This window comes from Streptomyces griseofuscus, assembly GCF_014673495.1.
Lineage (GTDB): Bacteria > Actinomycetota > Actinomycetes > Streptomycetales > Streptomycetaceae > Streptomyces > Streptomyces murinus.
The window spans coordinates 2,599,465-2,622,944 of the sequence record NZ_CP051006.1; the positions used below are offsets into that span (position 1 = coordinate 2,599,465).

The window sequence follows — 23,480 nt, forward strand, 5'->3', positions numbered from 1 at the left end:
GTACCGCGCTGCCATCCAACCGGCGAGATCGTCCGTCTTTCCGTCACCGATCCCGTTTTCACTCTGCTGGAGCAGTCGGGCCGGGACGCGGACGGGTTCTCGTGCTATGGGATCAACGATCTTTCCCGGAAGGGTCGTTACCGGTTCCGCTGCCGTCTCCGTTGCCGTGCCGGTGATCGTGGGCGGCCCGGGAGTGCGTCACGCGGGCGCGGGCCAGGACCGCCGCCGCGGCGGGGTGGGCCGAGTGCGGCCGGAGCAAGGCGTGCAGAGCGCGCAACCGGTCGTCGGCGCGGGCGCTGCGGATGTGCGGGTACACGTCGAGGAAGTCCTGCCAGGTGTGGCACGCCTGGTCGAGGTGGCCGGCCGATAGCTGGGTCTCGGCCAGTTCGGCGGTCCCCAGCGCCACGGCACGCCACTCCTCGGCGGGCCGGTACCGCCGGGACAGCTGGAGGGCCCGTACAGCGCCGCTGAGATCGCCGGAGCTCCTGGCCACGACGGCCCGCTGGAGCGCGAGGGAGCCCTGGTGGAAGGCGCCGACGGAGGTGTCGCCGCTCACGGATCTCTCCAGGCACCGTTCGGCCGAGGTGAGCAGGCCGACGACCCCGGTCCCGCCGGTGCCCGCGCGCGCCACCGCCAACTGGCCGTAGAGGAAGGCCTGCTGGTGCGGTGGCGTGTACCGGGCTCCGACGCGTACGGCGTCCTCGGCCAGGTCCTGGGCCTCCGCGAACCGCCCCAGGGCGTGCGCCTGCACACTCAGGCCGCGCAGGCCGAGCGCCTGCCCTATCGGATCGCCCGCCTCCCCGGCCAGCTGAATGCTGGTCAGGTAGAGGCGCTGGGCTGCGGCCTGGTGGTTCATGTCGAAGTGGGCGAACGCGCACAGGTAGGCGAGCTGTGCGGCCACGGTGAACAACTCCCGTCGGACGGCGGGTTTCATGTCGCATCTCAGCCAAGGCAGCAGCGTGGTCGACAGGTACTGGCGCAGGGGGACGCGGACCGCGCCGGAGCCGAAGGTGCTGTCCGTCCGGGAGAAGAGGGTCAGGAGTTCCTGGGCGGAGGCCACCTGGCTCATGCCGATACGGCTCGGCGGGCCGGCCGCGGGGACGGGGGGCCGCGATTGCGCGGGCGGGGACTCGTACGGTCCTCCCGCCGCCAGCAGGGCGTAGGGGTCGGCCAGGGCGAGACCGCATCGGCAGGTGCCGTGCAGTATCCGGTCCAGGCGTGCCACGGCGCCTCCTTCGCCCGTGCTGTCCCCCTCGGGGCTCGGCCGGCCGGGGGCGAGGAGCCCAGTGTCCTCCGCGCGTACCCGCCTGTCGAGGCGTCGTGAGAGGGCCTGCGCGACGAGTTGGGGCACGGGAGGGCGCGGCCGGCTGCCCGTCAGCCAGTGGGCGACCGTGGTGCGGTCGTAGTGGTACGGGGTTCCCTGGGCGGCACCCAGGGCGTTGACCTCGCGGGCGAGCCGGGCGCCGCTCCAGCCTGCCTCGGCCAGCAGGATCCGCAGGGCCTGGTTCGGAGTACGGGGCGATCGCACGTTGCTCTTCCTGTCCCGAGCGACCGGTCGTCAGTACGAACGTTCAACGCCATTTCGGGTTCAACAGGTTCGCGCCCTTGCGGGCCCATATTCACGCGCCGGGTTCCGGCAGGCTCGTCATGTGCCAAGAGCCGCGGCGACCACATCCCCGCGGGACCCCCCACCCCTCGTCCCGCGTGCATCGCCCCCTTGATCGAAGGAAAGTGCCCGATGTCCACCCGTTCCACCCACGGACTTCCTTCCCTGTCCTCAGGGAAGCGTCCCGTTCATCTGTTCCCCGGGCAAGGTGACTTCTCCGTCACTTCTCTGGTCCGCGCCGTACGGACCGCGGACGTCCTGCGCGACGCCGTGGGCGAGGTTTTCGGACAGCTCGACGACATAGCCGCCGAACACGATCTGCCCCTTCTCGCGACACGTTTACTGGGCTCCCGGCCGCCAAGCGCGCGCGAACTCGCCGAGGCGCCCGCCGGAACCATCCAACTCGCCACGTACGGGGCCTCGCTGGCGGTCCACCGAGCGCTGAGCCGTGTCTACGGGCCGCCGGCCGCGGTCGTCGGCGTCAGCTTCGGGGAGATCGCGGCGGTCGCCGCCGCCGGTGTGCTCACGGTGGCGGACGGGGCGCGCGCGGCCCTCGACCTCACGCGGGTCCTGGCCTTCTGCCCGGGCGGGCTGACCGTGCTCGGCTGCGCGGCGGACCACGCGGCCCGGCTGCTCGCGACCGCCGGGGCCGCGGACACCGTGGTTGCGGTGGTCAACGACGACCGCACGGTGGTGGTCTCCGGCCCGTCGGCCGACCTGGTCCGGGTGGAGAAGACGGCCGGGGAACTGGGCACGTCCGCCGTCCGGCTGCGGCTGCCGTTCTCCTCGCACCACCCCGCGCTCGCCCCGCAGGCCGAGGCGTTCGCCACCCTGCTGCGCGCCTACCCCTGGTCCAGGGCCCGCTGCCCGGTGTTCTCCGCCGTGGCCCAGCGCTCCTACCGCCCGGACGACGATCTGCGCCTCGGTCTGGCCGACTGCCTGGTCAAACCCGCCGTCGTACCCACCGTGCTGCACCAACTGCACACCTGCCGCCCGGACCTGCTCCTCGAAGCGGGCACGGGCGACGCGCTGGCGACCGCGGCGCGCCGGGTGCTGGACCCGTGCGGCGGGCCGCCCGTGCACGCGCCGCTCGCGGACCCCGACTTCCCCTGGTGACATCCCCCTTCCCCCGGCAACGCCCTCTCCCCCGGTGATCCCCCTCTTCCCCCGGAGGCCCACCCATGCTCACCGACACCCTGCCCGTCACCGCCTGCGCCGAACTGCACCGGATCCTGCACGGCCCATGCCCTCCCGAAAGCCTCTGCGAGCCGCGCGCCGGCACCGGGACCGGCACCAGCCGCAGCACCCGTGACGACACCGACTCCCGCCCGTCCGGCGGCGCCCGACTGCTCCAAAACCTCGGCCTGATGGGCCGGGCCCTCCCCGCCCCGGAGAAGATCTTCGAGGACCCGGCGCGGCTCGCGGCCGTCCATGCCTGGGCCGCCGTCACCGACCCGCCGCTGTGCCTGGCCGCGCTGGTGCACCACACGCTCTGCCTCGGATCCATGACCCAACTCGGTTCGGATCCGGCGTATCTGGCGGAGCGCGTGGCGGCCCTGACCGCCGGCCGCGCCAAGGGCGTCTACCTGATCACCGAGGCAGGCCAGGCGAACAGCCATCTGGCGACCCGGACCCGTGCCACGTACGACCCGGCCACCGGGGAGTTCGTCCTGGACACGCCGGACGCCGAGGCGGCCAAGTTCGGCAGCGCGGGCACCCGGGACGTCCCCCAGACGGCGGTGGTGCTCGCCCGGCTGTTCACCGACGGCACCGACCGGGGGGTCTTCGGCTTCGTGGTCGACCTGACCGACCGCGCGGGGCCGCTGCCCGGCGTCGAGTTGTCGTCGCCGATCACCCTGGGCGCGCTGCCCCTGGACTACGTCCTCGTACGGTTCCGGCGGCTGCGGGTGCCCGACGGCCACTGGCTGGCCGACGGGGCGGCCATCGGTGCGGACGGCGCCTTCCACGACCCGGCCGGATCGGCCGAGCGCCGGCTCCAGCGCACCCTGCGGGTGGGCCAGGGGCTGTGGGCGCTCATGCCGGCCGTGGCCGCCGCGACCGCCCGCCAGTCCGCCGTACAGGCCGTCAACTACGCGCGGCAGCGCCGTACCCAGAGCCGGCTGGCTCCGGGCGTGCCGCTGCTGTCGTACCGGACCCAGCAGCGCGCGGTCCTCGGCGCGCTGGCCGACGCCTTCGCGCTGACCTGCGCCGCGCACGGGGCGCGCGCCCTGTGGACGGAATCCCTCGCCGCGCCCTCGGGCGGTGCGGAAACCGACGCGATGGGGTTCACCCCCTGGACCGCCGTCAACCGGCCGCTCGCCGCCTACAAGGCGGCGTCCGTACGGCTCGCCGCCGAGGTCAGCGCGGAATGCCAGCGCAGGTGCGGCTTCTCCGGTCATCTGGACGTCAACCGGCTGGCCGGATACCACGGCTTCCACCACGCCTTCGACGCGGCGGGCGGCGACAGCCAGCTCATCCTGTACGACATCGGGCGCTCCCTGGTCGAGGAGAGCGCGGACGCGCCCGCCCCGACCGGGGGTACGGCGGACGGCGCGGCCCGGCCCTCGGCCACCTCCCCCTCCTGGTGGCCGGAAGTCGCCCGCACCCACCGGGCCGGGCTCGCCGCGCACCTCGCGGGCCGACTGCGTGGCCTGAAGCACGGTTCCCCGTTCGACGCCTGGAACCCGCTGCTGGAGGACGCGGGCCTTCTGGGCGAGCTGTACGCCGACGGCTTGATGGCCGAGGACGTCCTGAACGTGCTCGGCGAGGTACGCGACGAGAGAGCGCGCACCGTCCTGAGTGCGCTGGCCGCCCTGCACGGGGCCATGGCCGCCCGCCGCTGGTCCGCCTCGCTGCTCGCGCACGAGACCCTGCGGCCCGCGGACGTCCAGGCGCTCACCGATGTCATCGACCACCTCTGCGACGAACTGCGCCCGCATCTCCCCCTGCTCACCGAGGCGTTCGTGCACGGCGACGGGGCGACGGACGCCCCGCTGGCCGCGGCCGACTACAACGCCGCGCTGCGGGCCACGCTCACCTGGACCCGAGGAGCCATCACATGACGTACACCCGCCCCATCGGCGTGCTGGGCATGGGCACCTATCTGCCCTCCACGGTCCGCACCAACGCGGAGGTGGCCGCGGGCGCCGGGGTCACACCGGAATGGATCAGCGAACGCACCGGCGTCCGTGAACGCCATGTGGCCGCCCCGGGCGAGGCCGCATCCGACCTGGCGGCGCACGCGGTCCGTTCGGCGGTCCGGGCCGCCGGTCTCGACATGGCCGACATCGGCCTGCTGATCTGCGGCACCTCGACCCCCGACGAGCTGGGCCCGGCCACCGCCTGCCGGATCCAGACGCTGACCGGGGCCGACCGCGCGGTCGCGCTCGACGTCAGCGCCGCCTGCTCGGGCTGGCTGTTCGCCGCCAAGGTGGCCCACGACTGGCTGCGTACGGCCGAGGGGGGCACCCGGTACGCGGTCGCCGTCGGTGTCGAGGCGTACTCCCGGTTCCTCGATCCGGCCGACCGGGGCACCGCCGTCCTGTTCGCCGACGGAGCGGCGGCCGCCGTACTCGGACCGGTGGCCGAGCCCGGGGGGTTCGCGCAGTTCAGTCTGGGCTCCGACGGCGCGCTCGCCGACCGTGTGCTCATTCCCGCGGGCGGCAGCCGCCGTCCGGCCAGCGCGGCCACGCTCGCCGGCCGCGACCACTTCATCCGCATGGACGGCCGCGCCATCGGCCGGTTCATCACGGATGTCCTCCCCCATCTGATCACCGACGCCCTCGACCGGGCGGGACTGGCGCTGGCGGACGTGGACTGTGTCGTCGCCCACCAGCCGAACCCCGTACTGCTGCGGCGGATCGGGGCCGATCTCGGCATCCCCGACGACCGCATGGTGGTCGTCGGCGACGAGGTGGGCAACATCGGCGCGGCCAGCACGCCGTACGCCCTGGCGCGCGCCGTCGACGCCCGGCCACTGAAACCCGGCGACCGGATCCTGCTGGCCGCCTTCGGCGCCGGCATGACCTGGGGCAGCGCCCTGCTCACCTGGAGCGGCGCGCCCGCCGTCGCCGCGGACCCAGCGTCCGGCCCGCGATCCGTACCGTCCGCCGACCGGACGACCGGACGGTCCACCTCACAAGGAGCCGCTCGATGAACACCACGAACCACTCCACGAACGCCCCGGGCCGCTCGACGGACACCGCGGATCGCCCGACGAACGTCATGGACCGCCCGACGACCGCCACTGGCCGCTCGACGAACGTCATGGACCTGTTCCGCCTGGACGACGCGCGCGCGTTGGTCACCGGCGCCTCCCGGGGCATCGGCAAGGCGGTCGCGGAGGCACTCGCCGACGCCGGATGCGATCTGGCACTGACCGCGCGGACCCTGCCCGCCCTGGAGGACACCGTGCGCGCCGTACAGGAACGTGGCCGCAAGGCCGTCGTCCTGGACGGTGACCTCGCCCGGCCGGGTGTCGCCGAGGCGCTGGTCGACCGGGCGAGCGCGGCGCTGGGCGGCCTGGACATCGTCGTCCACAACGCGGGCACCCTGCCGACCGCCGCGGACGGCAGCCCCCTGATGGCCCCGCTCCAGCACGCCCGCCAGGAGGACTGGGAGGCGGTCGTCGCCGTCAATCTCAACGCCACGGCCGCGCTGTGCCGGGCCGCGCACCCGCACCTGGCCCAGTCCTCGCGCGCCAGTCTGATCCTGATGTCCTCGGCCGCCGGGATCGTCGGCGCCCCGATGATGGAGGCGTACGCCGCGACCAAGGCGGCCCAGATATCGCTCACGCGGAGTCTCGCGGTCGGCTGGGCACGGCAGGGTATCCGCGTCAACGCGCTGTGCCCTGGCTGGACGCGCACCGACATGACCGCCTTCGCCAGCGCGCCCGGCCCGGTCTCCGACTGGCTCACCAGCCATGTGCCGATGGGCCGTTGGGCGGATGCGGACGAGGTGGTCGGCGCCGCGCTGTTCCTCGCCGCTCCCGCCTCCTCCATCGTCACCGGGCACGCGCTCGTCGTGGACGGCGGACTGTCCGTCGCCGACGGCGGCCTGGCCGGCCACCCCAAGCCCCCCTCGCCCTTCGCCGCGGAGTGAGTGACCACCCTTGGACGAAACCCTCGACGCCCCTGTGCGCCCGCCGGTCACCGGTTCGGCGGACACCGCCACCGCCGTCATCACCGGCATCGGCGCCTGCCTCCCGCCGCGCGTGGTCGACAACGACACCGTGATCGCGCGCGGCGGGCTGCGCACGGACGACACCTGGATCAGGGAACGCACCGGCATCGCCCGCAGGCGCCACGCGGACGCCGGTACCAGCACCGGGGACCTCGCCGTCGGCGCCGGGCGGGCGGCCCTCGTCTCCGCCGGGGACCGGCGCCCCCAGATGCTGCTGCTGGCCACCAGCACGCCCGACCATCCCTGCCCGGCCACCGCGCCCGCCGTGGCGCACCGGCTCGGCCTGGAGGGCATACCGGCCTTCGACCTCTCCGCGGTGTGCTCCGGCTTCCTGTACGCGCTGGCCATGGCGACCGCGCTGATCCGGGCCGGCACCTGCGCCACGGTGCTGGTGATCGCCTCGGACACCTACACCACCATCGTCAACCCGCTCGACCGGGAGACCGCGCCGATCTTCGGCGACGGCGCGGGCGCGGTCCTCGTCACCGCGGGCCACGCGGCCGAACCCGGCGCCGTGGGCGCCCTCGACCTGGGCTCCGACGGCAGCGGCGGCGATCTCATCACCATCCCCTGCGGCGGCTCCCGGCACCCCCGCCGGCTGCCCGGCACCGACCCGGACGGGCACTACTTCCGTATGCGGGGCCGCGCGGTCTACGCGCACGCGGTCCGCCGGATGACCCGGTCCGCCGACTCCGCGCTACGAGGGGCCGGCTGGGCGCCGGAGACCGTACGGGCCTTCGTCGGCCACCAGGCCAACCAGCGCATCCTGGACTCGGTCGCGGACCGGCTGGGGATCGCGCCCGCCCACCGGTTCGGCAACATCGCGGAACTCGGCAACACCGCCGCCGCCTCCATCCCGCTGGTGCTGGCCGACCCCTCGGTCCACCAGCGTGTCGAAACGGGCGCCCGCACGCTGCTGACCGCGTTCGGCGGCGGACTCACCTGGGCCTCCGCCGCCCTCAACTGGCCCGATGTCACCCCCATGTCGCAACAACCGCCATCCCCCGACCACCCGTTCGTGTCTTCGAGGAGCGACTCATGAACCATGTCTACGACCGTCTCGTGAACCTGCTGCACAAGAAGTTCGAGGTCCCCGCCGACCGCCTCGGGCCCACCGCCACCCTCGGCGAACTCGACCTGGACTCCCTTGCCGTGGTGGAGCTCTACGTCACCCTCCAGGAGGAGTGGGGTGTCGCCCTGGACGACTCGGCGGCATCCGCGGAGCTGACCGTCGCCGAGGTGGCCCGCTCGGTGAGCGAGCAACTGGAGCCGCCCACCGGGCCGGTGCCGCACGACGGAAGCGGACGGTGAGCGACCGGATCGCCGTCACCGGGCTCGGACTGGTGACCCCGGGCGGGATCGGAGTGGGCCCCACCTGGGAGAGCCTGTGCGCGGGCAGGCCGGCGGCACACAGCGATCCCGCCCTGCACGACGGCCCGGTGACCATGTCGTGCCGGGTGCCCCCGCCGGACGCGGGCCCCGGCCGGCTCTGGCGGTTCGACCCCGCCACCCGTTTTCTGCTCACCGCCGCCCAAGAGGCCCTGGCCCGCGCGGGTCTGGAGCCTGCGGAATGGGATCCGGCGCGGGTGGCGGTGGTCGTGGGCACGGCGGCGGGCGGGGTCGGCACGCTGGAGGCCCAGCACCGCAAACTGCTCACCGCCGGTCACGGTGTCCTCTCGCCGATGACCCTGCCCGCGTTCCTGCCCAACATGGCGGCGGGCCAACTGGCCCTGGAACTGGGTGTCACGGGCCCCTCCCTCCAGACCTCCACGGCCTGCGCGTCGGGCGCCACGGCCGCCGTCACGGCCGCTCTGCTGCTGACCGCCGGCGCCTGTGACATCGCCGTCGCCGCGGGGACCGACGCCATGGTGACCCCGCTGTGCGCGTCGGCGTTCGCCAAACTCGGCGCCCTGTCGCGCCGGGACCATGAACCCGAACATGCCTCGCGCCCCTTCGACAAGGACCGCGACGGCTTCGTGCTTGGGGAGGGCTGCGGTGTCCTGCTCCTGGAGCGCGAGCCGCACGCACGGGCGCGCGGGGCCGTGCCGCTGGCGCTGCTCACCGGCCATGGCAGCACCGGTGACGCCCACCATCCCACGGCGCCGCATCCCGAGGGGGCGGGGCTGCGGGCGGCCACCATGGCGGCCCTGGCGGGCGCGGGCGCGCGCCCCGACGACGTCGACCACATCAACGCCCACGGGACGAGCACCCGTCTCAACGACGCGGTGGAGGCGGCCGTGATCAGGGACCTCTACCCCCGCAGGCCCCCCTCGGTCACATCGGCCAAGGGCGTCCTCGGGCACACCATGGGAGCGGCGGGCGCCATCGAGGCCGCCGTCACCGTCCTGACCATCGCGCACGGGACCGCGCCTCCAACGGCGAACTTCTCCGCCCCCGACGACACCACCGCCGGCCTGGACATCGTCAGCCGCACGCCCCGCCCCCAGACCGTCCGCCTGGCCCTCAGCCACTCCCTGGGCTTCGGAGGCCACAACACGGTCCTCGCGTTCGCGGCACCCTCGTACACATGACGAGGACCCTTCGTACACGTGACAAGGAAGGGAGAACATGCCCGAAGCCATGCCCGAAGCCATGCCCGACGTCATGTCCGACGTCATGTCCTAAGAGACCGTCAACCGCGTGAACCCGGTATCCCGCCCCTGAGAGTGGGGCCCGCCCGGGACCGCTTGCCAAGGCCGCATTCCGTCCTACGGTCTGACGCATGGCCGAAACCGGAGCTTCCCCACTCCCCTGCACGCCCCCGGCGCGCTCCCCGCTCTTCAGCGCCGAACAGTTCATGTGGCTCACCGCGCGCGTGCTCGAACAGCGCCTTTTCGCATACCACTTCCTGCGCGGCGCCCCGGACGCGGTGGAGACGGCGCTGGACGCCTATCGCAATGAGGACGGCGGGTACGGGCACGCCCTGGAGCCCGATCTGCGCGGACCGGAGAGCCAGCCCCTGCACACCGCGCACGCGCTGCGCGTCCTGGACGCCGTCGGGCGCTGCAGCGGGCAGCGCGTGGAGCGTGTGTGCCGCTATCTGACCTCCGTCTCCACCGCGGACGGCGCGCTGCCGGCGGTCCATCCGAGCGCCCGCGGGTATCCGGCGGCGCCGCTCGTCCAGGGCTTTCCCACGGACCCGGACACGCCCACGCAGGCGGCCTCCCGAGGTTCGCTGGCGGCCACCGGCCCCGTGGTGGGGCTGCTGCACCGCAACGAGGTGTGGCACGCCTGGCTGTTCCGGGCCACCGACTTCTGCTGGCAGGCCGTCGCAAACCTGGAGCAGCCGCGTCCGCACGAGGTGCTGGCCGCCGTGGCCTTCCTGGACTCCGTACCCGACCGTCCGCGCGCGGAGGCCGCCGCGGACCGGCTCGGTCGCCTGGTGCGCGCACAGCGGCTCGCGGCACTGGACCCGGACGGCCCGGTGACGGGGGAGCGCCGGGTCCCCCAGCAGGTGGCGCACCGGGGTGATCCGGCACCGGGCCCCCGCCACTTCCCGCACGACTTCGCGAAGAGCCCCGCGTCCCTCGCGCGCGCCTGGTTCACCGACGAGGAGATGGCCCGCTCCCTGGACCACCTGGCCGCCGGACAGCAGGACGACGGCGGCTGGCCGGTCCGCCGCCGGGCATGGGCACCGGTCCCCGCGTTCGAGGCGCGCGCCCTGGTGACGATCGAGGCACTGTGCACGCTGCGGGCGTACGGCCGCTTCGTGGGCTGACCAGGTTCAAACGCGGTGCGGGTCCGGATGCGGTTGGAGTTCGGGTCCGGTGCCGGTTCGTGTCCGATGCCGATTCGGATCCGATGCGTTGCGCGGCCGCTCAGCCGCCGAGCGCGCGGACACCCGCCGTCACCAGTACGGCCGCCCCGACGACCACCAGGAACGGCGCGCGCAGCACCAGGGCCACGGCGGCCGCCCCGAGCCCCGCGGCCCTGGCGTCCAGCATCAGCGCCTGCCCCTGGGCGAACGTCTGCTGTGCGGTGAGCGCGGCGAGGAGGGCGACGGGCAGCAGCGCGGCGAGCCGCCGTACGAGGGGCCGCTCGATGACATGGGCCGGTACCAGCAGGCCGGCGAGCTTGACGGCGTAGCAGCCGAGCACGGTCAGACCGATCGCGATCCAGGTGTTCATCGGCCCTCCTCCATGGCCTTGTCCTCCGCCTCGGAGGTGTCCTTGGCCCTGTCCTTCGAGATCTCGTCCAGGTCCTGGGGGGCACGGGGTCCGCGCCGCCCCGACACGAACAGGGCGACCGGCGCGGCCAGGGCCGCCACCAGGACCGGCACTCCGGCCGGGAGTACGGGCAGCAGGCCGAGCCCCAGCAGCACCGCGAGGCCCGCGACCGCGCGCTCGGTGGCCGTCCTCAGCATCGGCGCGAGCAGGGCCAGGAACACCGCGGGCCCTGCCGCGTCCAGCCCCCACGCGCGCGTGTCGCCGATGGCCTTGGCACCCAGGGCCCCGAGCAGGGTCGTGAGGTTCCACAGCACGTAGAGGGTGACTCCGGTGACCGTGAAGCCGATCCGGGCGGCGCGCCGGGTCGGCTGCGCCAGGGTGACCGCCGTGGTCTCGTCGATCACCCACTGGGCGGCGAAGGGCCGTACCGCGCGCGGAAGGGCGAGGAGCTGGGAGAGACGCAGCCCGTAGAAGGCGTTGCGTACCCCCAGGAAGAAGGCCCCGGCCGCCGCCGTGTACGGGTTGCCTCCGGCGGCCAGCGCTCCGACCAGGGCGAACTGGGAGGCGCCGGTGAACACCAGGAGGCTCAGCGCGCAGGTCTGGAGCAGTCCGAGCCCGCCGCCGGCCGAGGTCACCCCGAAGGCGAACCCGGACAGTCCTACGGCGACGCCGACCCCGAGGGCGTCCCGTACGACCGCCGCGTCCGGCTTGGCCGCCCCGTCCGCCATGTCCACTGGTGTTGTCTGCTGCTGTGCCACGCCCGGGACGCTACGGGCGAACGTCAGTCCGAGTCTTGTACGTTCTTGCGCCCTCGCACCTCCGCACGCCCGTGTACCTCCGCGCGCCCGCGTACGTCGTTGCGCTCCCGCTGGTAGGCGCCCGGGGGCACGCCGACGATCCGGGCGAAGTGACGGTTGAGGTGCGGCTGGTCGGTGAAGCCGACGGCGACGGCCGCCTCGGCGGGCCGGGTACCGGTGTCCAGGAGGAGCCGCGCGCGCCGTACCCGGGCGTCGGTCAGCCAGGCGTGCGGTGGCATGCCGTAGCTGTCGCGAAAGGCCCGCAGCAGCGCGAACGGGCTGGTCCCGAGGTCGGTGGCGAGCCGCTCCAGGGTCGGCGGCTCGGCCATGCGCTCCTCCAGCACGGCCCGCGCGCGTGCCGCGATCCGGGCCCCGGCCGTGCGTGGCCGCCGCTCGGGCAGGGTGCCGCCGTTCAGCCGGAGCAGCCGAGTCACGGCGACCCGGAGCAGGGTGTCGGCGGCCAGCGCGTTGCCCTCCTCGGCGGCGCGGAGCACGTCATGGACGAGGCGGACGGTGGCGGGGTCGTCGAGGACGGGGCTGACGAAGCCGGGGGCGCCGCGCAGGGTGCTGGTCTCCGCCGCTATCGCCGCCACCACCTCGGGCGCCGGGTAGACCGCGCCGTACCGCCAGCCCTCCGGGACCCCGGCCCGGCCGGTGTGCGGGGTGTCCGGGTTGACCAGCGCGAGGGCTCCCGCGCCGACGAAGACGTCGGAGCCGCCGTGGTGGAACACCTCCACGCCGTCGGCGATTGCGGCGATCACGAAGTTCTCGTGAGTGTGCCGGACGAAGGTCTTGTGGACGTACCGGGCGCGCAGCAGATCCACGCCAGGCAGTTCCTCGTAGCGCCAGTGCCGCGCCCGCTCCACCGCCCGTCCCGCCCGCTCGCGGGTCGGGCGGTCGTCCCGCCGTCCAGCCGTGCCTGCCATGGGTCCATTGTCCGCCGCGGCGGCCGCGTCCCGCTCCTCGCCCACCCTCGACGGCGGGGCATTTGCCCAGGTCAGCACGATTGTCAGTGGGCGGGTGCAGGATGGACGCATGGTCAGCTCCGCACATCGGGCCCTCGACGGTTTCTCCCCCGCGACCCGCGGCTGGTTCACGGGGGCGTTCTCCGCGCCCACCGCGGCCCAGGCGGGCGCGTGGGGCGCCATCCAGGCGGGTTCGGATGTGCTGGTGGTCGCGCCGACCGGCTCCGGCAAGACGCTGGCCGCGTTCCTCGCCGCCCTGGACCAGCTGGCCGCGACCCCGCCCCCGGCCGACCCGCGAAAGCGCTGCCGGGTGCTGTACGTCTCGCCGCTGAAGGCCCTCGCGGTCGACGTCGAGCGCAATCTGCGCAGTCCGCTGACCGGTATCCGCCAGGAGTCCGTCCGCCTCGGCCTGCCGGAACCCGAGATCAAGGTCGGCATCCGCTCCGGCGACACCCCGCCCGCCGAGCGCCGCGCGCTGTCCACCCGGCCGCCGGACATCCTGATCACCACCCCCGAGTCGCTCTTCCTGATGCTGACCTCGGCCACCCGCGACGCGCTCACGGGCGTGGAGACGGTGATCCTGGACGAGGTGCACGCGGTCGCGGGCACCAAGCGCGGCGCGCATCTCGCGCTGACGCTGGAGCGCCTCGACGAACTGCTCCCGAAGCCGGCCCGCCGGATCGGCCTGTCGGCGACCGTGCGCCCGGTGGACGAGATCGCCCGTTATCTCTCGCCGCGCCGCAAGGTGGAGATCGTCCAGCCGGAGTCCGGCAAGGAGTTCGACCTCTCGGTGGTCGTACCGATCGAGGACATGGGCGAGCTGGGCGGCTCCCCGGCCACCGACGCGGCCGACGGCGGGGAGCGGCCCTCGATCTGGCCGCATGTGGAGGAACGGATCGCCGATCTGGTCCAGTCGCACCGCTCCACCATCGTTTTCGCCAACTCCCGCCGCCTGGCCGAACGCCTGTGCAACCGGCTCAACGAGATCGCGTACGAGCGCGCGACGGGCGAGCCACTTTCCGAGCACCACTCCCCCGCCCAGCTGATGGGCGGGTCGGGCGCGGCCCAGGGCGCGCCCCCGGTGATCGCCCGGGCCCACCACGGCTCGGTGTCCAAGGAGCAGCGCGCGCTGGTCGAGGAGGACCTGAAGGCGGGCCGGCTGCCCGCCGTGGTCGCCACCTCCAGCCTGGAGCTGGGCATCGACATGGGCGCCGTCGATCTCGTCGTCCAGGTGGAGTCGCCGCCCTCGGTGGCCTCCGGGCTCCAGCGTGTCGGCCGCGCCGGACACCAGGTGGGCGCCGTCTCCACCGGTGTGGTCTTCCCCAAGTACCGGGGCGACCTGGTGCAGGCGGCCGTGGTGACCGAGCGGATGCGTTCGGGCGCCATCGAGTCCCTGCGGGTGCCCGCGAACCCCCTGGACGTACTCGCCCAGCAGATCGTCGCCATGACGGCCCTGGACACCTGGCAGTTCGACGACCTGCTGGCCATGGTCCGCCGCGCGGCCCCGTTCGCCTCGCTCCCGGAATCGGCGTTCACCGCGGTCCTCGACATGCTCGCGGGCCGCTATCCCTCGGACGCGTTCGCGGAGCTGCGCCCCCGCGTGGTGTGGGACCGCGTGGCGGGCACCATCACCGGCCGCCCCGGCGCCCAGCGGCTGGCCGTCACCTCCGGCGGCACCATCCCGGACCGCGGTCTGTTCGGGGTCTTCCTCGCCGGCAGCGACCCCAAGAAGGGCGGCGGCCGGGTCGGCGAGCTGGACGAGGAGATGGTCTACGAGTCCCGGGTGGGCGACGTCTTCACGCTGGGCACGAGTTCCTGGCGCATCGAGGACATCACCCGCGACCGGGTCCTGGTCTCCCCCGCGCCGGGCGTGCCGGGCCGGCTGCCGTTCTGGAAGGGCGACCAGCTGGGCCGCCCGCTCGAACTGGGCCGCGCGGTGGGCGCGTTCCTGCGCGAGGTCGGCTCGCTGCCCGAGGGCGACGCCCGGCTGCGGCTGCTCGCCGCGGGCCTGGACGCATGGGCGGCGGACAACGTGCTGGCGTATCTGCGGGAGCAGCGCGAGGCCTGCGGCCATGTCCCGGACGACCGTACGATCGTCGTGGAGCGCTTCCGCGACGAACTGGGCGACTGGCGGGTCGTCGTCCACTCCCCCTTCGGTGCCCAGGTGCACGCCCCCTGGGCGCTCGCGCTCGGCGCCCGGCTGTCCGAGCGGTACGGCATGGACGCCCAGGTGATGCACGCCGACGACGGCATCGTGCTGCGGCTGCCGGACGCCGATCTGATGAGCCTGGACCTGCTCGACCAGGAGCCCATGAAGCCGGGCGCGCCCTTCCCCGGGGACAGTGAGCAGCCGCCCGTGGGCGCGGCGGACGTCGCCTTCGACAAGGGCGACGTCGACCAGGTGGTCACCGAACAGGTCGGCGGCTCCGCCCTGTTCGCCTCCCGGTTCCGCGAGTGCGCCGCGCGTGCCCTGCTGCTGCCGCGCCGCAGCCCGGGCAAGCGCACCCCGCTGTGGCAGCAGCGTCAGCGCGCGGCGCAACTGCTCCAGGTGGCGAGCGAGTTCGGCTCGTTCCCGATCGTCCTGGAGGCCGTCCGCGAATGCCTCCAGGACGTCTTCGACGTGCCGGGCCTCGCCGAGCTGATGGGCGACATCGAGTCCCGCAAGGTGCGCCTGGTCGAGGTCACCACCCCGGAGCCGTCCCCCTTCGCCCGCTCCCTGCTGTTCGGGTATGTCGCCCAGTTCCTGTACGAGGGCGATTCCCCGCTGGCCGAGCGCCGTGCCGCCGCGCTCTCCCTGGACTCCCGGCTGCTGGCCGAACTGCTCGGCCAGGCGGAGCTGCGCGAACTGCTCGACGCCGAGGTGCTGACCGAGCTGGAGCGCGAACTCCAGTGGCTCACCGAGGACCGCCGGGTCAAGGACGTGGAGGGCGTCGCCGATGTGCTGCGGATGCTCGGCCCGCTCACCGAGGCCGAGTTGGTCGCGCGTGGCGCCGATCCGCACTGGGTGCGGGAGCTGGCCGGGGCCCGCCGGGCGATCAAGGTCCGGATCTCCGGCGCCGACCACTGGGCGGCGATCGAGGACGCGGGCCGGCTGCGCGACGCGCTCGGCACCGCGCTGCCCGTCGGCGTCCCGGAAGCCTTCACCGAACCGGTCAAGGACCCGCTGGGCGACCTCCTCGCACGCTATGCCCGTACGCACGGCCCGTTCACCTCGGCCACCGCCGCCGACCGCTTCGGACTGGGCGTCGCGATCACCGACGGCGCCCTCCAGCGGCTCGCCGCGAGCGGCCGGGTGGTGCAGGGCGAGTTCCATCCGGCGGGCATCGGCCAGGAGTGGTGCGATGCCACGGTGCTACGGCGACTGCGCCGCCGCTCCCTTGCGGCCCTGCGGCACGAACTGGAGCCGGTACCGCCCGCCGCGCTCGGGCAGTTCCTGCCGCAGTGGCAGCACATCGGCAAGGGCCACGGTCTGCGCGGCGTGGACGGACTGGTGCGCGCGATCGAGCAGTTGCAGGGCGCCTCGGTGCCCGCCTCCGCGCTGGAGAAGCTGGTCCTGCCGTCCCGGGTGGCGAACTACACGCCGTCGATGCTGGACGAGTTGACCGCGGCCGGCGAGGTGCTGTGGGCCGGCGCGGGCGCGCTGCCCGGCAAGGACGGCTGGGTCTCCCTCTATCTGGCGGACGCGGCACCCCTGTTGCTCCCGCCGCCGCATCCGCTGGAGCTGACGGCGCTGCACCAGTCCGTCCTGGACGCGCTGTCCGGTGGCTACGGCCTGTTCTTCCGGCAGATCGCCGACCAGGTCCGCGCCACCACGCACCCCGACGCCACCGACCCCCAACTGGCCGACATCCTCTGGGACCTGGCCTGGTCGGGCCGGCTCACCAATGACACGCTGGCGCCGATGCGCTCCCTGCTGGGCTCGGGCCGTACGGCGGGTTCGACCGCCCATCGTGCCAAGCGCGCGGTGCCGCGCGGGCGCTACGGCTCCCTGACGGCCGCGGCGCGTACGGCCTCCCGTACCGGCCCGCCGACCGTCGCGGGGCGCTGGTCCCTGCTGCCCGCGGCCGAGCCCGACCCCACGGTGCGCGCGCACGCGCTGGCCCGCACCCTGCTGGACCGGCACGGCGTGGTGACCCGGGGCGCGGTCGCCGCGGAGGGCGTGGAAGGGGGCTTCTCGGCGGTGTACCGGGTGCTGTCCGCCTTCGAGGACAGCGGCCAGGCCAGGCGCGGTTATGTGGTCGAGGGGCTCGGCGCGGCCCAGTTCGCCATGGACGGCGCGGTGGACCGGCTGCGCGCGGTGTCCAACGCACGGGACCGCGGCGAGTCCCTGCCCGCCCCGGCGGGCGGCTTCCCGGCACCCGGGTTCACCGATCCGCACGGCTTCCCGGGCATCGACGGCGGCCCGCACAGCCACAGCCCGTCCTCTTCCGGCGCCGACGCGGGCTTCGCCCACCCCGGTCTCGACGGCGACTTCACCTGGCCGCCGACCGACCCCGACGGCCAGGGCGCTCCCCGCGACCTCGCCGACCCCTTCTCCGCCCCCGGCTACGGCGGCCCTCGGGGCGGCGGATCCACCGGCCCTGGCTCGGGCTCCCCCTGGGAGGACCGGGGCCCGCGGCGGAACCACGGCCGGGACCGTTCCCCCGACTCCCGTGCCGTCGTCCTCGCCGCGGCGGACCCGGCGAACGCCTACGGCGCGGCCCTGTCCTGGCCCGAGCCACCCACCGGCGCCGGGCACAAACCGGGCCGCAAGGCGGGTTCCCTGGTCGTCCTGGTGGAGGGCGAGCTGACCCTGTACATGGAGCGCGGCGGCAAGACCCTCCTCGCCTGGCCGATCACCCCGGACACCGCGGCCGTGGACGACCCCCGGCTGCGGGCGGCCGCCGAAACCCTGGCCGCCGCCGCCCGCGCCGGCTCCCTCGGCACGGTCACCGTCGAACGGATCAACAACACCCCGGCCCTGACCTCCCCCATAGGCGCCCTGCTGGAATCGGCAGGCTTCGTGGCCACACCACGGGGGCTGCGCCTGAGAGCGTGAGCCGGGGGCGCGAGACGGGCGCGCCCGGCCAGGACGATGGGGCTCCTGGGCGGGGAGCCCGGAGCGGGTGCTGCCGCGCCGGAGCACCGAGGCCCGGGCCCGCCCTCCCGCCGGACCTCCACCGATACCGCCGGCTCTCGCGCCACCGATCCCGCCGGTCCTCGCGCCCCGCCCTCACCGATGTGCTCTGCCACTCGCGCCACCGATCCCGCCCGTCCTCGCGCCCCGCCCTCACCGATGTGCTCTGCCACTCGCCCCAACGAACCCTCCCGCTCCCGCAGACCTGCCCGAACGGACCGCCCCCTCACGCCCCAACACTCTCCCGCACCCGCTCGGGCCCACCCCCTCCACCAGGCCGCCCGCACCGTCGCCGCCCCCTGCCGACGCCGCCCTCTCCCCGTCCACCCCGCCCCCGCCTCCCCCATGGCACCCTTGACCCATGCCCGAAGGTGACACGGTCTGGCAGGCCGCGCGGCGGTTGCACGAGGCGCTCGCGGGTGAGGTGCTGATCCGTAGCGACTTCCGGGTGCCGAAGTACGCGACCGTCGATCTCACCGGCCGCCGGGTGCTGAGCACGGTTCCGCGCGGCAAACATCTGCTCACCCGGTTCGAGGGCGGCCTGACCCTGCACACGCATCTGCGGATGGAGGGCGCGTGGAAGGTGTACGGCGCGGGCGAGCGCTGGCGCGGCGGTCCCGGGCACCAGATCCGCGTGATCCTCGGCACCGAGCACCGCACGGCCGTCGGATACCGCCTCCAGGTGCTCGAACTGCTGCGCACCACCGAGGAGGAGCGGGTGGTGGGCCACCTCGGTCCCGATCTGCTCGGCCCCGACTGGGATCCGGAGCGCGCGCTGGCCAATCTGCGCACGGATCCCGCCCGCCCCCTCGGCGAGGCCCTGCTCGACCAGCGCAATCTGGCCGGGATCGGCAACATCTACAAGAGCGAGCTGTGCTTCCTGCTCGGCGCCACCCCCTGGCTGCCCGTCGGCGCGCTCCCCGCGGACCGTGCCGAGAAGCTGCCCGGCCTCGCGCACCGACTGCTGGAGGCCAACCGAGACCGCCCGGTCCGCCAGACCACGGGCCTGCGCCACCAGGACCTGTTCGTGTACGGCCGGGCGCCCCGCCCCTGTCTGCGCTGCCGCACCTCGGTCCGCGTGGCCGACCAGGGCGACGGCTCCCAGGAACGTCCCACCTACTGGTGCCCCACCTGCCAGACCGGCCCCGCCCCGGCGCCGGACGCCCCCCAGCGCTGGCGCGAGCGACACCGTCGTAGTCCTAGCTGACGCACCCGCCGGACCCGACGGCTCACGGGCCGGGAAACCCCCGCGAACGTCCTTGTGCGGACAGCCCGGCGGCGTCGGCACCCGTACCGGTCCGCCCCGCCCGCCAGGCCGCCGCCCACCGCCCCGGGGCCAGCTCCCCCTGCGCCTTCCCCTTGGGCGCGCAGTGCACCGGCAGCACGCTGAGCCCCCATCCGCCGGCCGCGACCGCGGCCTCCAGCACGCCCGCGCCCTGCCCGAGGGCGAGCCGCAGCACCGCCCACCACCAGACCGCGCCGCATGCCAGCGCCAGCGTCCGGCGCACCGCCCGCCCCGTCATGCGCGCCACCTCCCGCCGGACGCCGGCTCGCACCCGCTACCCGGCGGCACCGGCGGACGCTACGCGTTCTCCGCCTGGAACATCCAGTGATGCTTCTCCAGGTCGGCCGTTATCTGGATGAAGATGTCCTGGGACACCGGGTCCGGCGCCTCGGTCGTGTGCACACGCTCCCGCATCCGGGTGATGACGGAACCGAGGGCGTCCACCATCGCACCGACCGCGTCCCCGTCCTTGATCCATCCGGACGGAGTCGTTTTGATCCCGCTGGTCGAGGAAACGGTGGCGGCGCGGCCGTCCGGCGGGACGCCCAGCGCCGAGGCGCGCTCGGCCACGGTGTCGGAGTGGGTGCGGGCGGAGGCGACGACCTCGTCCAGCTGGAGGTGGATGGAGCGGAAGCGGGGCCCGACGATGTTCCAGTGGATCTGCTTGGCGACCAGGGACAGGTCCACCAGGTCGACCAGCGCGCCTTGCAGCGCCTCGGCCACGGTCTTCAGGTCCGCGTCGGCCAACGGGCTCTTCACGACGTACATCCGCTTCCTCCGGCGCTCCGGCGGCCCTCATGGCCGACATGTCCCTCCACCATGACCGCCCCACCAGGACCCGGCAAATGGACGTATGGAAGCGCGTACACGCAGACATATGGATGTACAGCACCAGACGCATACGGGCGCACAGCACGAGGCCCCGGCCACGCTCCCCGGGGATCTCCCGAGAAGCCCGGCCGGGGCCTCGTCCATGTCTGGCTGTGTCTGGCTGTGCCCGTCGGGCGCGGCGCCGCGTAGGTCAGGCGGCGACCACGTCCACCGCCTTCGCGGGTGCCTTGATGGTCACCCGTTCCGGTGGCACACCGGTCACCGAGACGGAACCCAGCATCGGACGGACCGACGTGGGTACGGGCTCGGTGGCCGCGGCGGACTGGGCCAGCTCGGCGAGCGCCAGTTCGTCGCTCACTTCACGCATGAGTTCCGACATCCGTACGTCCAGCGCGTCGCAGATGGCGGAGAGCAGCTCGGAGGAAGCCTCCTTCTGCCCCCGCTCCACCTCGGAGAGATAGCCGAGTGAGACTCGGGCGGACGAGGAGACTTCGCGCAGAGTACGGCCCTGGCGTTGGCGCTGCCGACGCAGCACGTCACCCAGCAGGCGACGGAGCAGAATCATCGGTGGCTCCCTCCTCGGACCGCGTAGCCGCATCCTTCACGCCCCACCGTACCGCCTCGCGCTGCGGCCGTGCGGGGAGCGATGTCGTGTTCACTCAGGGCTGCAAACATCAAAACCCCCCGTTCCGTTCCGTATCCTGTGCCCGCTCATTTCCGAACTGTTCGCCCGCGATCCGCTCCAGGAGCAGTGCGAGTACGCTCCGTACACTCTCCCTACGGATTTCCGTACGGCTGCCGTTCAACCGCAGGGCCTCCACTTTTCCGCCACCGGCGGAAGGCGCGGCCGGTGTCAGCGATCCGTCAGCGGCCACGAAGACCGTGCCGACCGGTTGGCCGTCCTGCGGGTCGGGGCCGGCGACCCCGGTGGTCGCGATGCCCCAGTCGGCATCCAGAGCCTTGCGTACCCCGGCCGCCATCTGGGCCGCGACCTGCGGGTCCACCGCTCCGCGCCGCTCCAGCAGGGCGGCGTCGACGCCCAGCAGCCGGTGCTTGAGTTCCGTGGCGTAGGCCGTGACCGAGCCCCGGAACACCTTGGAGGCTCCGGGTACCGCGGTGATCTCCGCCGCCACCAGGCCACCCGTGAGCGACTCGGCGACCGCGAGGGTCTCGCCCCTCACTGTCAGTAGTCGCACCAGTTCCGTGGCCGGGGAACTCACGCTTCCGTCTCCTCCAACGCCGCCGCGCGCTCGGCGATTCCCTGCCTGCGCAGCACAATGGCTTGTCTTACATAGTCAAGTCCGGTGGCAACGGTCAGGACGACCGCCGCTGCCATCACCCAGAACCGGAGTGAGGCCAGCCATCCGGTGAGCGCCAGCACATACATGCCGACGGCCACGCCCTGGGTCAGGGTCTTGAGCTTGCCGCCGCGGCTGGCCGGGATCACGCCGTAGCGAATGACCAGAAAACGCATCAGTGTGATGCCGAGTTCCCGGCCGAGGATCACGATCGTCACCCACCACGGCAGATCGCCGAGCGAGGAGAGACAGATCAGCGCCGCCCCCATGATCGCCTTGTCGGCGATGGGGTCGGCGATCTTGCCGAAGTCGGTGACCAGGTTGTAGGTGCGCGCGAGATGGCCGTCGAACAGGTCGGTGATCATGGCGATGGCGAAGGCCGCCCAGGCCAGCGAGCGCCAGGCCGGGTCGTAGCCGCCGTCCGCCAGCATCAGCGCCACGAAGCCGGGCACCAGGACCAGCCGGAGCATGGTCAGCAGATTGGCGACGTTCCACACACTCGCCTGGTTGACCGCCGCGGCCGTGATCTTGCCGCCGCGCGCAGGCCTGCCCTCGGCCGTGGCGTCGGCGGCGGACTCGCCACCGGAAGCGGACCGGCCGGGCACAGCCGCACCGGGAGCGGACGCGGAACCGGAGACCTCGGACGCAACGCCGTCGGCAGCGGCGGCGGTACCCCGTGCGCCCTGCGCGCCGGAGGGGCCGCCCGCGGCGGATGCCGGGACTCCGGTCATCTGCCCGCCTCCTCACTACACGCGAGCGAGCCGGTCAGCGGCTCGGCCACCAGGTCGACACCCTCCGTACCGACCACCTTCGCCTCGACCATACGTCCCACGGCGAGGCCCTCGCCGCTCGTGAGCAGCACCTGGCCGTCGGTCTCGGGCGCCTGGTGCGCGGCCCGGCCGTACACACCCTCTTCCTCGTCGACCGACTCCACCATGACGTGCACGCTCTCGCCGACACGCTCCTCGGCGCGCTGCGAGACCAGCTCCTCGGCGAGCCGGGAGATGTGGGCCAGCCGCTCGGCCACGACGTCCTCGTCCAGCTTGTTGTCGTAGGTGGCCGCCTCGGTGCCGTCCTCGTCCGAGTAGCCGAAGACACCGATGGCGTCCAGGCGGGCGCCGGTCAGGAAGCGCTCCAGCTCGGCGAGGTCCGCCTCGCTCTCGCCGGGGAAGCCGACGATGAAGTTGGAGCGCACACCGGCCTCGGGGGCCTTGGAGCGGATGGTGTCGAGCAGCTCCAGGAAGCGGTCGGTGTCACCGAAGCGGCGCATGGAGCGCAGCACGGCGGGCGCCGAGTGCTGGAAGGAGAGGTCGAAGTACGGCGCGATCTTGGGCGTCGAGGTCAGTACGTCGATCAGCCCGGGGCGCATCTCGGCCGGCTGGAGGTAGCTCACCCGGACCCGCTCGATGCCGTCGATCCCGGCCAGTTCGGGCAGCAGGGACTCCAGGAGGCGGATGTCGCCGAGGTCCTTGCCGTACGACGTGTTGTTCTCGGAGACCAGCATGATCTCCTTCACACCCTGCTCGGCCAGCCAGCGCGACTCGTTGAGCACATCGCTGGGGCGGCGGGAGATGAAGGAGCCGCGGAAGGACGGGATGGCGCAGAAGGAGCAGCGCCGGTCGCAGCCGGAGGCGAGCTTCACCGAGGCCACGGGGGCGCCGTCGAGCCGGCGGCGCAGGGGCGCGCGGGGGCCGGAGGCGGGCGCCAGGCCCTCGGGCAGATCGCTGGGGCCGTGGCCCGGCAGTGCGACGGAGGCCGCCGAGTCCTGGCGCTCGGCCGGGCTGATCGGCAGCAGCTTGCGGCGGTCGCGCGGGGTGTGCGAGGCGTGGACACCGCCGGCCAGGATGGTCTGGAGGCGGTCGGAGATGTCGGTGTAGTCGTCGAAGCCGAGCACACCGTCGGCCTCGGGCAGCGCCTCGGCCAGTTCCTTGCCGTACCGCTCGGCCATGCAGCCCACCGCCACGACGGCCTGGGTTCTGCCATGGCCCTTGAGGTCGTTGGCCTCCAGGAGGGCGTCGACGGAGTCCTTCTTGGCGGCCTCGACAAAGCCACAGGTGTTCACGACGGCGACGTCGGCGTCCTCGGCGTCCTCGACCAGCTGCCAGCCGTCCGCCTCCAAACGGCCTGCGAGCTCCTCGGAATCCACCTCGTTACGAGCGCAGCCGAGAGTGACGAGTGCGACGGTACGGCGTTCAGGCATGGGCTCAAGAGTACTTTGTCTCACCGACAGCCCAT

20 protein-coding genes are annotated in these 23,480 nt (G+C 73.6%); 10 read left to right on the forward strand and 10 right to left on the reverse strand.

The window, feature by feature from the left end; translation table 11 throughout:
- Window positions 1-112: 112 nt before the first annotated feature.
- Complete coding sequence (locus HEP81_RS11330; protein WP_063755280.1) at window positions 113-1,528, reverse strand: NsdA family TPR-like regulatory protein; 1,416 nt, start codon at window positions 1,526-1,528, stop codon at window positions 113-115.
- 210 nt (window positions 1,529-1,738) lie between these two features.
- Here HEP81_RS11330 and HEP81_RS11335 point away from each other — a divergent pair, with 210 nt between their 5' ends.
- The 8 genes from HEP81_RS11335 (at window position 1,739) to HEP81_RS11370 (ending at window position 10,505) form a co-directional block, all read left to right on the forward strand.
- Window positions 1,739-2,722, forward strand: coding sequence for an acyltransferase domain-containing protein (locus HEP81_RS11335; protein ID WP_051850583.1), 984 nt, complete (start codon window positions 1,739-1,741; stop codon window positions 2,720-2,722).
- Window positions 2,723-2,787: 65 nt separating this feature from the next.
- Window positions 2,788-4,668 carry an acyl-CoA dehydrogenase gene (locus tag HEP81_RS11340; RefSeq protein WP_037662260.1) on the forward strand — a complete coding sequence of 627 codons (1,881 nt, stop codon included), beginning with the start codon at window positions 2,788-2,790 and terminating at the stop codon, window positions 4,666-4,668.
- Window positions 4,665-5,762: a 3-oxoacyl-ACP synthase III family protein gene (locus HEP81_RS11345; RefSeq protein WP_037662261.1), complete on the forward strand. Its 1,098-nt coding sequence runs from the start codon at window positions 4,665-4,667 to the stop codon at window positions 5,760-5,762. Before HEP81_RS11340 ends, HEP81_RS11345 begins: the two co-directional genes overlap by 4 nt.
- Window positions 5,763-5,830: 68 nt before the next feature.
- Window positions 5,831-6,706, forward strand: a complete 876-nt coding sequence (locus HEP81_RS11350) for an SDR family NAD(P)-dependent oxidoreductase (RefSeq protein ID WP_051850586.1) — start codon at window positions 5,831-5,833, stop codon at window positions 6,704-6,706.
- Between the two features lie 10 nt (window positions 6,707-6,716).
- Window positions 6,717-7,829 (forward strand): beta-ketoacyl-ACP synthase III, encoded by a 1,113-nt coding sequence (locus tag HEP81_RS11355; protein WP_243279387.1) that lies wholly within the window; start codon window positions 6,717-6,719, stop codon window positions 7,827-7,829.
- The gene (locus tag HEP81_RS11360) at window positions 7,826-8,098 is read left to right on the forward strand and encodes an acyl carrier protein (protein ID WP_051850584.1); all 273 of its coding nucleotides are present in this window, start codon (window positions 7,826-7,828) and stop codon (window positions 8,096-8,098) included. The genes HEP81_RS11355 and HEP81_RS11360 overlap by 4 nt, the downstream gene beginning before the upstream one ends.
- Complete coding sequence (locus HEP81_RS11365; protein WP_037662262.1) at window positions 8,095-9,318, forward strand: beta-ketoacyl-[acyl-carrier-protein] synthase family protein; 1,224 nt, start codon at window positions 8,095-8,097, stop codon at window positions 9,316-9,318. The genes HEP81_RS11360 and HEP81_RS11365 overlap by 4 nt, the downstream gene beginning before the upstream one ends.
- 191 nt (window positions 9,319-9,509) lie before the next feature.
- A complete protein-coding gene (locus HEP81_RS11370) occupies window positions 9,510-10,505 on the forward strand; it encodes a hypothetical protein (protein ID WP_190275982.1) in 996 nt (331 codons plus the stop codon).
- A gap of 100 nt (window positions 10,506-10,605) precedes the next feature.
- On the opposite strand, the gene HEP81_RS11375 is transcribed toward HEP81_RS11370, so the two are convergent.
- Genes HEP81_RS11375 through HEP81_RS11385 form a run of 3 tightly spaced genes read right to left on the reverse strand, consistent with a single transcriptional unit; the run spans window position 10,606 to window position 12,676 of the window.
- Complete coding sequence (locus HEP81_RS11375; protein WP_037662266.1) at window positions 10,606-10,914, reverse strand: AzlD domain-containing protein; 309 nt, start codon at window positions 10,912-10,914, stop codon at window positions 10,606-10,608.
- The gene (locus HEP81_RS11380; RefSeq protein ID WP_037662268.1) at window positions 10,911-11,681 is read right to left on the reverse strand and encodes an AzlC family ABC transporter permease; all 771 of its coding nucleotides are present in this window, start codon (window positions 11,679-11,681) and stop codon (window positions 10,911-10,913) included. Before HEP81_RS11380 ends, HEP81_RS11375 begins: the two co-directional genes overlap by 4 nt.
- A gap of 53 nt (window positions 11,682-11,734) precedes the next feature.
- Window positions 11,735-12,676 (reverse strand): AraC family transcriptional regulator, encoded by a 942-nt coding sequence (locus HEP81_RS11385; protein WP_051850585.1) that lies wholly within the window; start codon window positions 12,674-12,676, stop codon window positions 11,735-11,737.
- A 109-nt stretch (window positions 12,677-12,785) separates the two neighbouring features.
- Between HEP81_RS11385 and HEP81_RS11390 the strand changes: the two genes are divergently transcribed.
- Together HEP81_RS11390 and HEP81_RS11395 are read left to right on the forward strand one after the other, a co-directional pair.
- Window positions 12,786-17,753: an ATP-dependent helicase gene (locus HEP81_RS11390; protein ID WP_037662270.1), complete on the forward strand. Its 4,968-nt coding sequence runs from the start codon at window positions 12,786-12,788 to the stop codon at window positions 17,751-17,753.
- Window positions 17,754-18,192: 439 nt separating this feature from the next.
- A complete protein-coding gene (locus tag HEP81_RS11395) occupies window positions 18,193-19,038 on the forward strand; it encodes an Fpg/Nei family DNA glycosylase (protein WP_037662271.1) in 846 nt (281 codons plus the stop codon).
- A gap of 22 nt (window positions 19,039-19,060) precedes the next feature.
- On the opposite strand, the gene HEP81_RS11400 is transcribed toward HEP81_RS11395, so the two are convergent.
- From HEP81_RS11400 to rimO, 6 genes are all read right to left on the reverse strand, one after another.
- Complete coding sequence (locus tag HEP81_RS11400; protein ID WP_037662273.1) at window positions 19,061-19,354, reverse strand: hypothetical protein; 294 nt, start codon at window positions 19,352-19,354, stop codon at window positions 19,061-19,063.
- A 59-nt stretch (window positions 19,355-19,413) separates the two neighbouring features.
- Window positions 19,414-19,884 carry a Dps family protein gene (locus tag HEP81_RS11405; RefSeq protein WP_037662276.1) on the reverse strand — a complete coding sequence of 157 codons (471 nt, stop codon included), beginning with the start codon at window positions 19,882-19,884 and terminating at the stop codon, window positions 19,414-19,416.
- 253 nt (window positions 19,885-20,137) lie between these two features.
- Window positions 20,138-20,512, reverse strand: a complete 375-nt coding sequence (locus tag HEP81_RS11410; RefSeq protein ID WP_037662279.1) for a helix-turn-helix domain-containing protein — start codon at window positions 20,510-20,512, stop codon at window positions 20,138-20,140.
- Window positions 20,513-20,621: 109 nt separating this feature from the next.
- Window positions 20,622-21,167, reverse strand: coding sequence for a CinA family protein (locus tag HEP81_RS11415; RefSeq protein WP_037662281.1), 546 nt, complete (start codon window positions 21,165-21,167; stop codon window positions 20,622-20,624).
- On the reverse strand, window positions 21,164-21,976 hold the full coding sequence (gene pgsA, locus HEP81_RS11420) for a CDP-diacylglycerol--glycerol-3-phosphate 3-phosphatidyltransferase (protein ID WP_037662283.1): 813 nt from the start codon (window positions 21,974-21,976) through the stop codon (window positions 21,164-21,166). The genes HEP81_RS11415 and pgsA overlap by 4 nt, the downstream gene beginning before the upstream one ends.
- Window positions 21,973-23,445, reverse strand: coding sequence for a 30S ribosomal protein S12 methylthiotransferase RimO (rimO, locus tag HEP81_RS11425; RefSeq protein WP_078967681.1), 1,473 nt, complete (start codon window positions 23,443-23,445; stop codon window positions 21,973-21,975). Before rimO ends, pgsA begins: the two co-directional genes overlap by 4 nt.
- Between the last annotated feature and the right edge of the window lie 35 nt (window positions 23,446-23,480).

Bases quoted from the DNA above. Each gene is read 5' to 3' on its own strand.
- HEP81_RS11335 (WP_051850583.1), top strand. From the start codon at position 1,739: ATGTCCACCCGTTCCACCCACGGACTTCCTTCCCTGTCCTCAGGGAAG.
- HEP81_RS11340 (WP_037662260.1), top strand. From the start codon at position 2,788: ATGCTCACCGACACCCTGCCCGTCACCGCCTGCGCCGAACTGCACCGG.
- HEP81_RS11345 (WP_037662261.1), top strand. From the start codon at position 4,665: ATGACGTACACCCGCCCCATCGGCGTGCTGGGCATGGGCACCTATCTG.
- HEP81_RS11350 (WP_051850586.1), top strand. From the start codon at position 5,831: ATGGACCGCCCGACGACCGCCACTGGCCGCTCGACGAACGTCATGGAC.
- HEP81_RS11360 (WP_051850584.1), top strand. From the start codon at position 7,826: ATGAACCATGTCTACGACCGTCTCGTGAACCTGCTGCACAAGAAGTTC.
- HEP81_RS11370 (WP_190275982.1), top strand. From the start codon at position 9,510: ATGGCCGAAACCGGAGCTTCCCCACTCCCCTGCACGCCCCCGGCGCGC.
- HEP81_RS11375 (WP_037662266.1), bottom strand. From the start codon at position 10,914: ATGAACACCTGGATCGCGATCGGTCTGACCGTGCTCGGCTGCTACGCC.
- HEP81_RS11380 (WP_037662268.1), bottom strand. From the start codon at position 11,681: ATGGCGGACGGGGCGGCCAAGCCGGACGCGGCGGTCGTACGGGACGCC.
- HEP81_RS11385 (WP_051850585.1), bottom strand. From the start codon at position 12,676: ATGGCAGGCACGGCTGGACGGCGGGACGACCGCCCGACCCGCGAGCGG.
- HEP81_RS11390 (WP_037662270.1), top strand. From the start codon at position 12,786: ATGGTCAGCTCCGCACATCGGGCCCTCGACGGTTTCTCCCCCGCGACC.
- HEP81_RS11395 (WP_037662271.1), top strand. From the start codon at position 18,193: ATGCCCGAAGGTGACACGGTCTGGCAGGCCGCGCGGCGGTTGCACGAG.
- HEP81_RS11400 (WP_037662273.1), bottom strand. From the start codon at position 19,354: ATGACGGGGCGGGCGGTGCGCCGGACGCTGGCGCTGGCATGCGGCGCG.
- HEP81_RS11405 (WP_037662276.1), bottom strand. From the start codon at position 19,884: ATGTACGTCGTGAAGAGCCCGTTGGCCGACGCGGACCTGAAGACCGTG.
- HEP81_RS11410 (WP_037662279.1), bottom strand. From the start codon at position 20,512: ATGATTCTGCTCCGTCGCCTGCTGGGTGACGTGCTGCGTCGGCAGCGC.
- pgsA (WP_037662283.1), bottom strand. From the start codon at position 21,976: ATGACCGGAGTCCCGGCATCCGCCGCGGGCGGCCCCTCCGGCGCGCAG.
- rimO (WP_078967681.1), bottom strand. From the start codon at position 23,445: ATGCCTGAACGCCGTACCGTCGCACTCGTCACTCTCGGCTGCGCTCGT.